This window comes from uncultured Polaribacter sp., assembly GCF_947497695.1.
Lineage (GTDB): Bacteria > Bacteroidota > Bacteroidia > Flavobacteriales > Flavobacteriaceae > Polaribacter.
In genome coordinates this window covers 57,028-69,347 of record NZ_CANMHM010000006.1, presented here as the reverse complement: position 1 = coordinate 69,347, position 12,320 = coordinate 57,028, and the positions used below count along the sequence as shown (strand labels likewise).

15 protein-coding genes are annotated in these 12,320 nt (G+C 28.3%); 5 read left to right on the top strand and 10 right to left on the bottom strand.

Going from position 1 to position 12,320, the window contains the following annotated elements:
- Positions 1-174: 174 nt before the first annotated feature.
- A complete protein-coding gene (locus tag Q0731_RS08365) occupies positions 175-771 on the top strand; it encodes a chemotaxis protein (RefSeq protein ID WP_299062563.1) in 597 nt (198 codons plus the stop codon).
- 195 nt (positions 772-966) lie between these two features.
- Here Q0731_RS08365 and Q0731_RS08360 read toward each other — a convergent pair whose 3' ends face one another.
- Entirely contained in the window at positions 967-1,719 is a 753-nt protein-coding gene (locus tag Q0731_RS08360; protein WP_299062561.1) for a TerB family tellurite resistance protein, read from the bottom strand.
- Positions 1,720-2,068: 349 nt separating this feature from the next.
- Here Q0731_RS08360 and Q0731_RS08355 point away from each other — a divergent pair, with 349 nt between their 5' ends.
- From Q0731_RS08355 to Q0731_RS08345, 3 genes are all read left to right on the top strand, one after another.
- Positions 2,069-2,479 (top strand): BrxA/BrxB family bacilliredoxin, encoded by a 411-nt coding sequence (locus Q0731_RS08355; RefSeq protein WP_299062558.1) that lies wholly within the window; start codon positions 2,069-2,071, stop codon positions 2,477-2,479.
- A gap of 101 nt (positions 2,480-2,580) precedes the next feature.
- Entirely contained in the window at positions 2,581-2,820 is a 240-nt protein-coding gene (locus Q0731_RS08350; protein ID WP_299062555.1) for a hypothetical protein, read from the top strand.
- Position 2,821: 1 nt separating this feature from the next.
- A complete protein-coding gene (locus tag Q0731_RS08345) occupies positions 2,822-3,481 on the top strand; it encodes an HD domain-containing protein (protein ID WP_299062552.1) in 660 nt (219 codons plus the stop codon).
- Here Q0731_RS08345 and Q0731_RS08340 read toward each other — a convergent pair whose 3' ends face one another.
- Positions 3,482-3,655 (bottom strand): hypothetical protein, encoded by a 174-nt coding sequence (locus Q0731_RS08340; RefSeq protein WP_299062550.1) that lies wholly within the window; start codon positions 3,653-3,655, stop codon positions 3,482-3,484.
- Between the two features lie 8 nt (positions 3,656-3,663).
- Positions 3,664-4,536: an AraC family transcriptional regulator gene (locus tag Q0731_RS08335; protein WP_299062547.1), complete on the bottom strand. Its 873-nt coding sequence runs from the start codon at positions 4,534-4,536 to the stop codon at positions 3,664-3,666.
- A 202-nt stretch (positions 4,537-4,738) separates the two neighbouring features.
- Here Q0731_RS08335 and Q0731_RS08330 point away from each other — a divergent pair, with 202 nt between their 5' ends.
- Positions 4,739-5,317 (top strand): hypothetical protein, encoded by a 579-nt coding sequence (locus Q0731_RS08330; protein WP_299062544.1) that lies wholly within the window; start codon positions 4,739-4,741, stop codon positions 5,315-5,317.
- Between the two features lie 72 nt (positions 5,318-5,389).
- Here Q0731_RS08330 and Q0731_RS08325 read toward each other — a convergent pair whose 3' ends face one another.
- The 7 genes from Q0731_RS08325 to Q0731_RS08295 form a co-directional block, all read right to left on the bottom strand.
- Positions 5,390-6,175, bottom strand: coding sequence for an enoyl-CoA hydratase-related protein (locus tag Q0731_RS08325; protein WP_299062541.1), 786 nt, complete (start codon positions 6,173-6,175; stop codon positions 5,390-5,392).
- Positions 6,176-6,224: 49 nt separating this feature from the next.
- Positions 6,225-7,634, bottom strand: coding sequence for an ATP-binding protein (locus Q0731_RS08320; protein ID WP_299062741.1), 1,410 nt, complete (start codon positions 7,632-7,634; stop codon positions 6,225-6,227).
- Positions 7,635-7,786: 152 nt separating this feature from the next.
- On the bottom strand, positions 7,787-8,896 hold the full coding sequence (locus tag Q0731_RS08315; protein WP_299062538.1) for an NTP transferase domain-containing protein: 1,110 nt from the start codon (positions 8,894-8,896) through the stop codon (positions 7,787-7,789).
- A gap of 135 nt (positions 8,897-9,031) precedes the next feature.
- Positions 9,032-9,511, bottom strand: a complete 480-nt coding sequence (gene moaC, locus Q0731_RS08310) for a cyclic pyranopterin monophosphate synthase MoaC (RefSeq protein ID WP_299062535.1) — start codon at positions 9,509-9,511, stop codon at positions 9,032-9,034.
- The gene (locus tag Q0731_RS08305) at positions 9,511-10,743 is read right to left on the bottom strand and encodes a molybdopterin molybdotransferase MoeA (protein WP_299062532.1); all 1,233 of its coding nucleotides are present in this window, start codon (positions 10,741-10,743) and stop codon (positions 9,511-9,513) included. The genes moaC and Q0731_RS08305 overlap by 1 nt, the downstream gene beginning before the upstream one ends.
- Positions 10,744-10,818: 75 nt before the next feature.
- Positions 10,819-11,811, bottom strand: a complete 993-nt coding sequence (gene moaA, locus Q0731_RS08300; protein WP_299062529.1) for a GTP 3',8-cyclase MoaA — start codon at positions 11,809-11,811, stop codon at positions 10,819-10,821.
- Complete coding sequence (locus Q0731_RS08295) at positions 11,812-12,225, bottom strand: YeeE/YedE thiosulfate transporter family protein (protein ID WP_299062526.1); 414 nt, start codon at positions 12,223-12,225, stop codon at positions 11,812-11,814.
- Between the last annotated feature and the right edge of the window lie 95 nt (positions 12,226-12,320).

Below are 12,320 nucleotides of genomic sequence, written 5' to 3'. Positions count from 1 at the left end.
TAACTATAAAATGATGCTCTAAATATTGCAGTAAATTAGATATTCTTATAAAATAATTAGTACAAATTATTGTTTTTAGCCAAAATATTTTACATTTTAAGTATATTTACTAACTTATCATATGAATTACAATTCATCGTTAAAAAAGCGATGTAAAAACAAAACAAATAAATTATGACATTTTCTAGTAAACTTAAATGGAGTCTTGGAATTTTAATGGTTTTTATTTTGATAATTGCAACTAATTTAATTGATAAAAATAATTTTACAAGAGTAAAAGATTCTGTTGTTTCTATTTATCAAGATAGACTTGTTGCAAAAGACTTGATTTTTAAGATTTCTAATTCTATTCGTGAAAAAGAAGTTGCACTTGCTGTTTCTGATTCTATTTTCTTTTTAGAGAGAAATAAAGTAATTATGAACGATATTCATGATTATATTTTGCAATTTGAACAAACAAAATTAACCGTTAAAGAAGGAAATATATTAGAAGATTTTAAAAAGAATTTAGCATCGCTATCTAATTCTGAAGATAACTTTAGCAATTCTCAAACTGAGGACAAAGCTACTTTATTTAAAAACATCTCTGAAGTTCAAAAAAATCTTTATGATTTAGCAAAAATACAGCTAAGTGAAGGAAAAAGGCAAGTATCTATCAGTGAAAAGGCAATTAGTTCTGTTGAACTTTTTACTCAGATAGAAATTTACATTTTAATATTACTTGCAATTATTATTCTTTTTATAATCATTTATAATCCTAAAAAAGAGTAATCATTTATCTTTTAAAGATTTAAAAAAATACCTTTAATCTTATTTTTCTTTAGAACTTAAAGCTAAAAATCAATAGAAAAGACTTTAAACAAATCGCTTTAGTTTTTCAAAATTTATTTTTTGTAAAATTAAAGCCGTAAATTTTGTTTCTTTAAACTTATTATTTGTGAATTTTAAAAAAAATAATAAGATGAACTATAAACCACGCTCATTTTTTATTTTTTCATACGCAGCTTGTATACTTTGAAATTTTTCATTTGCTCCTTTTAAATGCTCTTCTCCTAAACCTTGTACTTTATCTGGATGGTACTTTTTAACCATTTTTCTATACCCACTTTTTACTTCTGCATCTGTAGCTGTTTTTTCTATCTCTAAAATTTTATAAGCATTTTCTGAAGCATCATAAAACATGGATTTTATAGATTCAAAATCGTTTTGATTGATGTATAAATAGCCAGCAATTTTGCGTATTTCTTCAACTTCTGCTTCTACCACAAACGCATCTGCTTTTGCAATACCAAACAAAAAGTGCAACAATTGTAAACGTGATGCATGAGGCATATTTTGCCTGATTTGTATACAAACCTGACGAGCAGAAACTTGTTTTTTTATAATTCCGCTAAACAATTTAAAAGCATTATTGGCTCTTTCTTTGCCATACATTCCTACAAATTGTGTGCGTACAAAATTGAGCTCTCTTTGATCTACTTTTCCGTCAGATTTTATAACGATGGAAGCTAAAACAAGTAAACTCATTTCAAAATCGCCAGATTGTGTATTGTTGGCACTTTGCCTTCCATTATTTTCGTAATCTATTTGTTCTTGCTTTAGATCTTTTTCTGAAAAACCATCTACAAAACTACCTACTGCAAAACCTATGGCTGCACCTATTGGACCCCCTAAAGTAAATCCTAAACCTGCTCCTAACCATTTTGTAAAACTGCCCATATCTATTATTTTAAAAGTGGCAAAGATATAAAATAGATTCTTAGATTGTTGGATTCTTAGATTGCTAGACTATTAAAAAAACTAATCCACTTTTGCGTGAAGGATTGAAGCATTTGTTTGAGCTCTCACGCTTTTTTGCGTGAAGCGAGTGCTGAAAGCCTGACGATTTTTAAAATTATTATTGAGTGACAACGAAAAAATAATTTTAAAAATGGGCACGCCCAAAAAAGCATGATTTTTAAAAATATAATTCACATCAATTTTATTGATATTTCTATTAGTACAACTGTTTTTTTAGGTTGATTTTTGCAGAAGTTATTTGTATATTTGTAACTTAAAATTAGAAATTATGTATCCAGAAGAATTAGTAAAACCAATGCGTGATGAATTAATTAACGCAGGTTTTGAGGCATTATATACAAGTGCAGATGTTGAAAACGCACTATCTAAAAAAGGAACAACTTTAGTAGTGGTAAATTCTGTTTGTGGTTGTGCAGCTGGTACTGCAAGACCTGGAGCAATTGCTTCTTTAGGTGCAGAAAAAACACCAGATAATTTAACAACTGTTTTTGCAGGTGTAGAAAAAGAATCTGTACAAAAAGCACGCGAATTTATGATTCCTTTTCCTCCATCTTCTCCAGCAATGGCTTTATTTAAAGATGGTAATTTGGTACACATGCTAGAGCGTCATCATATTGAAGGGAGATCTGCTCAAATGATTGCTCAAAATTTAGCACAAGCTTATGATGAGTTTTGTTAATCTTTTTTATGAAAGACAATACTTTTTTGAGACAAAAATCAAGACAAGAATCCACGTTATATAACTAACGTGGATTTTTTATTTTACTTAAACATAAAATTATGCCATCTGAATTTTCTACATACACAAAAACTGAACTTTTAACAAAACTGAAAAAGCAAAAAATGTTTTTACTCATTAAAATTATTTTAATTGTATTAATGATTGTTTTTGCAATTTTTTCTACCATAGAAAATGGTACATCTTTTCATACGTTTTTACCTTTATTTTTTATTCCGATGGCAATTTTTATCTATTTTGATGTGAAAAATATTAAAAAAGAACTTGCTTTAAGAAAATAACATGGATCAAAAAAAAGTAATCGAAAACACCATTAATTTTGTGCAAAAGGAATTGAAAAATGCAGAAGGAGGACATGATTGGTTTCATATAGAACGTGTCTACAAAAATGCTCTTTTAATATCTAAAGATGAAAAAGTAGATTTCTTTATAGTTTCTTTGGCTGCTTTGTTACATGATATTGCAGATGCTAAGTTTTACAATGGAAATGAAGCTATTGGACCAACAATTGCTGCTAATTTTTTAGTTAAACAAAAGATTGATAAGAATGCCATTGAACATGTTGTGAATATTATAAAACACATTTCGTTTAAAAATTCTTTAGAAAAAAGTAGTGAAAAATTTACATCAAAAGAATTGGAAGTTGTACAAGATGCAGATAGATTAGATGCTATTGGTGCTATTGGTATTGCTCGTTGTTTTAATTATGGTGGCTATAAAAACAGGGCTCTTTACAATCCTGAAATTGAACCAAATTTAAACATGACTAAAGAGGAATACAAAAATTCTGATGCACCAACTATCAATCATTTTTACGAAAAATTATTATTGTTAAAAGATAAAATGAATACGATTTCTGGAAAACGAATTGCTGAAAATAGACATACTTTTATGGTTGATTTTCTAAATCAATTTGATGATGAATGGAATGGTTTAAAATAACTAGTTTTCTTTTGCGACTTCTAACGCTGTAATTTTATGTTCTAAAACAGCTAATTCTTCTCCACATTCTATGATTTTATCGACAGATAAATCATTATTAACATTTACAAAGGCTAACAATTCGTTACTTTTAAAAGTATAATATTCTATTGCTTTTCCTACTTTACCTTTCATTTTAATTATTATTGAACTAAACTTAACATTTCACTTCTATATTTTGAAGCAGATTTACCTGTAAATTCTTTAAATAGTTTATTGAAATGAGAAAAATTATTAAAACCACACTCAAAACAAATATCTGTAATACTTGTTTTACTTTCAGATAATAATTTTGTAGCATGTACAACTCTGTATTCATTTACTAATTTGGTAAACGTTTTTCCGGTTGTTTTTTTAAAAAATCTACAAAATGCAGGAACTGTCATACTTACCAAGCCTGCAATTTCATCTAAACTAATGTGTTGATTAAAATTATCATTAATATGTTTAAAAATAATATCTATTTTGCTGCTATCTTGTGGCTGTGTTTCAAAAGCAAAACCATCAGCATTTAACAAGGTATAATCTTCTGATTTAGATAAGGTGTGTAATATTTCTAGTAAAATTAAAATTTGCTTAAAGCCTTTTTTTTCTGATATTTTTTCAATTTTAGGCCCTAATTTTTGTTTTGTTTTAACACCAAACAAAATCCCTTTCTTCGCTTTTTCAAACAAAATACTAATAGGTTTCATTTCTGGAGTTTCAAAAAACTCTTTCCCTAAAAAATCTGGTTTAAATTGTATGGAAGACTCAGAACCATTTGTAGTAAGCCTATCTGTAAAACCATTATGTGGTAAATTAGAACCTATTAATAATAACTGACTATTATTAAAATAAGACAAATGATTGCCAATATGTCTTTTACCTTTACCTTTATTTACATAAACCAATTCAATTTCTGGATGAAAATGCCAAAACGCTTTTATTTGTTTTAAAAATTCGGTGTGTTTTTTTACGAGTATAGAGCTTCCAAAATCTGGACTAATTTTCTCTAAAGTAGGCTTTACATTCTTCATAATACAGTTTGCTACAAATTTACAATACTTAATACTAATAAAATGTATAAAATTACCAAAATAATACACTATATTAACTTAACATTGATTTAACATAAAAATAGTAGGTAATTTAGCACATATATACACCAATTTTGATGTTTTTAAAACTAAAGTTGTGCCATAAATTTGCAGTATTATTAATCATTAAAATGAAAAAAAGATGAGAGCAATAATTAAAAAAACAGTACTAGTAGTATTAATGTTTGCAACGTTATTTGTAAGCGCTAATGAAAACGAAAAACCTTCTAAAGCAAAAAAAACTGTAAAGGTTGAGTTTAAGAACGTAAAAGTAGGACATACCTTAAAAATAAAAGATAAACAAGGTATAGTAGTCTATAAGGACAAAATTAAAACAGAAGGAAACTTTACTAAAAATTTCGATTTTACTGCTTTAGAAAATGGCGTGTTTTCTATGGAGTTAGAAAAAGACTTTGAAATTGTAATTAAAGAGTTTAGTATAAAAGATGGTTTTGTTACTTTTTTAGAAACAGATAATACCTCTATTTTTAAACCTGTTATAAGAACTAAAAACGATTTATTATTAATTACAAAGTTATGTTTTAACAACGAGCCCTTAAACATTACTATTTATTATGACAATGAGGTTATTTTAGAAGATAATGCAGCAGGTGCTCAAATTTTAAATAAAGCTTATAAATTATCTTTAAATAAAACAGGTAATTATAAAGTTGTTATTTATAGTGATGACAGAAAATACTCAAAAGATTTTACAATATAAAAAATTAGTTAGTTGTTTATCAAGTTACTGCTATAATTTGATATTAAAAGCGAGTCTTAATTGACTCGCTTTTTAATTTTTATTTAAAAAATTAGGTTTCTTTTTATTTAAAAATGCTGTTGTACCTTCCGTAAAATCCTCAGTCCCAAAAGAGCCTCCAAACTCTTCTATTTCAACATTAAAACCATTAACACCATCTTCAAAACCAGCATTAATTGCTCTAATTGCAGCACTAATAGCTACTGAAGAATTTCTGATAATTTTACTCACTATTTTTTCTGCCAAAGGCAATAATTCTTCTTGTGTTGTTACATGATTTACCAAGCCAAACTGCAAAGCATCTTCTGCAGAAATCATACCAGCTGTCATAATCATTTCCATCGCTTTTCCTTTACCAACTAACTGAGGTAAACGTTGAGTACCTCCATAACCAGGAATAACACCTAGTGAAACTTCTGGCAAACCCATTTTTGCAGTATCAGCAGCAACTCTAAAATGACAAGACATTGCCAACTCTAAACCACCACCTAAAGCAAAACCATTAATAGCAGCAATTACAGGTTTAGATAAATTTTCTACATAATTAAATAACAACTCTTGCCCTTCTCTTGCTAAATTAACACCTTCTTGCTCTGCAAAATGGGCAAATTCAGCAATATCTGCACCAGCAACAAATGCTTTTTCTCCACTACCTGTTACAATAATTGCTCTCATATTTTCATCATCTTCTAACAATTCAAAAGCTTCATGCAACTCTTTAATTGTAGTGCTATTAAGTGCGTTTAATTTTTTAGGCCTGTTAATAGTTATTTGGGCTAAACTATTATTTTTTTCTACTAAAATATTTTCGAACTTCATAAGTTATTTATTTAAGGTCTTTAGACTAAATTAATAATACCAATTGGTTTTACTTTTTTGGTAAAATAATCGTAAAAATGGTTCCAATTCCAACTTCAGATGTAAAAGAAATTACTCCATCATAAGCTTCAATTATATTTTTTATCATCCCTAAACCTAATCCCATTCCACTTGATTTAGTTGTAAATTTAGGTTCAAAAATAAAATCTTTTACATCATCAGAAATTCCTTTTCCGTTATCAGAAACAGTTAATTTTACATGATTGTCTTGTGACAAAACTTTTACTTCTATTGAAGGATTCTCTTCTTTATCAGTTGCCTGAATTGCATTTTTAACCAAATTCGTTACAATTCTTATCAATTGAGTTTTATCTAAATTGGCATACAATACTTCTTCTTCAGGAAGATATTTAATATAACTTTCATTAAAAATATCTAAAGCAAACTTAACCACACTAATCATTTCTATTTGCTCTTTCTTTTGTGTAGGCATTTTTGCAAAATCAGAAAAAGCAGAGGCAATAGAACTCATTACATCTATTTGCTGAATTAAAGTTTGACTAAATTCTTTTAATTTTTCTTTCGCATTTAAATCTTTCGCATCAAACTTTCTCTCAAAACTTTGCACAGTTAATCGCATTGGAGTTAGTGGGTTTTTAATTTCATGAGCCACTTGTTTTGCCATTTCTCTCCAAGCTTGCTCCCTTTCACTCTTTGCTAGTTTAGCAGCACTTTCTCCCAATTCATCAATCATATGATTATAAGCTTCAACCAAAATTTCTATTTCAGAACTTGCCTTATTTAAAATAATTTTTTCATTTCTTTTATTCAAACGCGTTTGCTCCATCTTGTCTGAAATGGTTTTGATAGATCTTGTAATATAGCTTGATAAAAAATAAGCAATGGCAATAGCTATTAAAAACATTAAAATATACACCAAGCCCAATCTTAACATAAACTCTTTTAATTCATGTTCTATTTCAGAATTATCTTGGGTAAATTGTAGTTCTAAAATACCGATTCTTTTAAACCTAGGATCATGAATAAATGAATAAGAAGTTTGATACCCTATTCCGTTTTCTTCGCGAGTTTTTAATATTTTGTGGTTAGAGTTTTGTCCCAATTCTTTCATTAAGTTGTCTGGAATGGGGCTAGTATCAATCTTTTCAAAAGCACTTGCAGTGGATGATTTTAAAAGCTTCCCTTTTAAATCATATATTGAGATGTTTAACTTATTAATAGAAGATATTTCATAAATCCGTTCTTGAAATATTTTAGATAAATTTTCTGTATTTACAGGATATGTTGTTTTGTTTTTTAACTCTAATTCAATCGTTTGTTTGGTGGTTGCTTCTTTACGTTCAAAACGTTGAATGTTATAATCTTTTGTTTGTTCATCATACTGATAAACTGTAACCACCAAAATTAATACTGATGCCAAGAGCACCAATAAAATCATGGATAAAAAAATACGAATCCTTAAAGATATTTTTTTCAAAGTGTTTTTAATTTATTTTATCGGTATTAAAAATACTTTAGTACCAATAAACTTCATTATCAGTAAACAAAAAATGTTCCAAATAAAAGATTATCAAATATACTTTTGTAAAATTACAAATTATTTATTTCTTTTTTAGCCATTTCAAACTCCTCAGGAGTATTGATATTTCTGATAATAGCATCATCAACTTCAACAATTTCAACATCAGAATTAATTAATACTTTTCTAGGACAAGAATATCCTTGTGCCAAATATTGCAGTAAAATAGGGTATGCTTTTGGCTCATAAATTGTAATTAAGGGTTCTGGAAATTCTTTGTTTTTTCCTTTAATTGCTGTTGCTATTTTACTTGGGTTTCTGTGTTTTAAAACTAATTTAATAATTTCATTATTCACAAAAGGAAGGTCAGTTGCCAAAACAAACCAAGCTGAATTTGGGTCTTTTTGAAATGCAGAACACAAACCCCCAAAAGGCCCTAAATTATAAAATTTATCCGAAATTTCAACTTCACTATCTAACTGATTAACAACCGAATAAAACGTTTTTACATTTTGGTTTTCAAGTAAATTTTTTACGTATTCTTTTTGAGGAAAACCAAAATAATTTAACATTGATTTATCCTGCCCCATTCTTGTGCTTTTTCCACCAACCAAAACCAAACCTTTTACTGGTGCAATTTTTTGTTGAATGAGATTATTAATGTGATTTGCAATCTTATCAACCTCATCAATTGTATAACAAGTGATGTTTTTAATCTGTGGATATTTTTCCTCTAAAAAATCAAAATACTTTGTTTCTGACGTCAACTTAACAACAAACTGAATGCTATCTAATTGATCTATTCGTTTTAAAACCGATGCTTCTTTTGCTTCGTCTAAAATTAAAATTTGTTTTGCTCCCTTATAATGATTTCCGTTGATAAAAACATAATCAAACTGAGCAAAATCTAATCGTTGTTGAAACTTATTGATTTTTCCAGAAGTTGTTATTTGTAAGTTTCCTTTATGATGAAATACGTATTCTGATAATTTATTCTCTTCTACATCTTTTGCATGAGATGCATCAAAATAAGCCAATTTATACTTTGACAACCTTTGTGAAACCTTAGAAACTAACTCTGAAATACTGTTACAATTTGTACCTAAAATAGAAATTTCATTCGGTGCAAAATTATCGTTATTTCGTCTTTCTAAATTTGTATGTTTGCTGTGTTTTTTCATTTAATGTCACTCTTATTTCATTATCTTTTTACAATCTACATTTAACAATAAAGTCTATCTTTCTGAAAGGGTCTTACAATTTGGTGAGCAACAAAACGTTGAGATTCTTTTCAGAATCACAAACTGTTGTAGAAATTAAGGGAATATTTTAATATCAGATTTTCCTCCTGTTTTTTCTAACAACTTCACTTCTTTAATTACCATTTTCTGGCTGATACTTTTGCACATATCATAAATTGTTAAACAAGTAATATTTACACCTGTTAAAGCCTCCATTTCTACACCAGTTTTCCCTGTAATTGTTACTTCACAAAGAACCTCTATATTTTCTGAATCTAAAATATTAATATCTATATCTACGCCATTTATTAATAATGGATGACACATTGGTATTAATTCTGATGTTTTTTTTACACCTTGAATCCCTGAAATAATTGCTGTCTGAAAAACAGGTCCTTTTTTAGTTATTAACTCATCATTTGTAAAATGAGCAATTACATCTTTCCCTAAAAACATCGTTGCTTTAGCAATGGCAGTTCTTTTGGTAATTTTCTTATCAGAAACATTAACCATTTTAGGGTTTCCTTTTTTGTTTATATGACTAAACTCACTCATTATCTATATCTTATTATCGGAAAAACCTCTCCTTTTTTAAAACCAACTTTATCACTTGGCAACTGAATAAAAGCATCTGCATTTACCAAACTTGCTAAATCTCCAGAACCATTTCCTGTAATTGGAGCTGCTATTAAATGCCCAAATCTATAACTTAATTTTACTTGTAAAAAATAATCTAAATTAGGCTTAAAGGTTACGTCATCTGCTAAAATTGCAGTTTCTTCTTCAACTTTTAAGTCTAATGATTTATAATACCAAGGATAAAAATACGCCAAACAATTTACAAAAGTAGAAATAGGGTTCCCAGGAAAGCCAAATACAATTGTTTGTCTTTTTTCATTCTGAAAAGCATCTTGTTCACTCATACTAAAAGACGCCTTACGTCCAAACCAAAATGGTTTCCCTGGTCTTTGAGCTACTTTATGAAACAATTTTTCTACGCCTAATTCATCAAAAACTTCGGGTAAAAAATCGTATTTCCCTTTGCTGACTGCACCACTAAAAAGCAACACATCATATTGTTCTAAATAACTTTCTATTTTAGATTTTAAAACTGGCTTATCATCTGTAATATGAGCAGTTTCTGAAGATATTTTTAATCTTTCTAACAAAGAGACTAAAGTAAATACATTACTTCTTCTAATTTGATGTTCTAAAGGCACTTCTTCAACTCCAACCAACTCATCTCCTGTAGAAACAATCATTACTTTTGGTTGTTTTGCAACTTTTACTATTGATTTACCAACGGTTGCTAAAACCCCAATTTCTGCTCCTGAAATAATCGTATTTTCTGCAATTAATAAATCTCCAACTTTACCATCCTTTCCTTTATCATGAACATTTTGACCATCATTTAATTCATCAACATTAATTGTTGCAAATCCATTTTCAATAGTTACATCTTCATACCTAATTACTGTATTTGCATTGTTTGGTAAAACAGCACCTGTCATTACTTCAATGCAATTTTCAATATTTTTTAATGATATTTGCTCACTTCCAGCAGCCTGAATTCCTGCTACTTTAAAACTTCTTTGTCCATTTTTAAATTGATTGTAATCAATTACAATTCCATCCATAGAAACTCTATTAAAAGGAGGGAAATCTCTATCTGCCCTAATTTCCTCTTTTAAAATTCTACCTACAGATTTTAGAAACGGAATTTCTTCAACTCCAAATTTTTGGCTTGAATTTAAAACAGTTTCTAAAGCTTTTTCTACTGAAATCATTTTTTAAAAATGTGTAATTGTTTATTTGTTGAATCGTGTAATTGCTATAACGACATTTTCACGATTAAACACCTTTTATCCACCAATTGTGCTCATACTTTCAGAAACACCACCATCTTTTCTATTGGCTTCTGCTATAAAACCGTTTTCTGGCTTTTGTTTTACCAAACCTAAAAACAGTTCTTTTAAATCATCATTACTTGCTCCTTTTCTAATAAAATCTCGTAAATTAAAAACACCATCATCAAACAAACAGTTTTTAAAAGTTCCGGTACTTGTAATTCTAATTCTATTACAATCGTTACAAATAGTTCTTGTAAATGCAGGTATAATTCCAAAAGTTCCTTTATGATTTTCTATGGCATAATTTCTAGAAGTTGATGATTTTTCAGACTGAATTTCTGTAACATCAAACGCTGTTTTTACTTCGTTTAAAATCTTGTGAAACGTCCAATTTTCTTGCATAGCTCTTTGTCCTTTACCATTAAAAGGCATTTCTTCAATAAACCTAACAGCAACATTTTTATCTTTAGTCAATCTTACAAAATCGATAATTTCATCAGTATTAAAACCAGATTGTACAACTACATTTAGTTTTAAATTTAAGTTACTTTTTTCTAACAATTCAAAGGTTTTATAAACTTCTGGAAAAACGTCTCTTCTTGTAATTTTTGCAAACTTTTCTCTATGTAAACTATCAATACTTAAATTGATGTTTTTTACTTTTTGTAATTGCTCTATTTTATCAATATGATGAGAAATCAAAGCTCCATTTGTAGTAATATTAATAGCATCTAACAAATCATTATAAGACAACATTTCTAAAAAACCAACAAAATCTTTACGCACAAAAGGTTCTCCACCAGTTAAACGCACTTTGTTTACACCTAACTCTGTTAACACACGAATTAAACGATACATTTCTTTAAAAGACAATAATTCTTGTCTTGGTACAATATCAATTCCATGAGTAGGCATACAATATTGGCAACGCAAATTACAACGATCAGTAACTGCCAATCGAACATATTCCATTTGGCGCCCAAAATTGTCTATTAATTTACTCATTTAATTTGGTAATTTTTTACTTAACAATCCATATATAAAAGCTCCTAAAAGTGATCCTACTAATAAAACCAAAGCAGGTATTAATTTAAATCCAAGAATTACAAAAATAGGAGCTGCACAAGCACCAGAAATTCCCCAACCTAAACCAAAAAATGTTCCGCCTAAAATTGTTCTTATAAATCCTTTTTGTTTTGGTTTTGGTATAATTTTATTGCCATTGATATCTTTTATTTTTCCACTTTTAAAAAGTTGCATAAATATTGCTGAAATTACAACTGCTCCTCCAATAATTCCATACATGTGAAACGATTGAAATTTAAACATCTCATAAAATCTATACCAAGAAATGGCTTGTGATTTACTCAAAACAATTCCAAAAAAGATACCTAATACTAAAAATTTAATGTTTTTCATTTGAATATATTTATTTTAAATAGATAAACTCACTTCGATAAGCTTAGTGTGACATTGTTATTTTTAAACTTCGACAAGCTCAGTTTGACATGCAG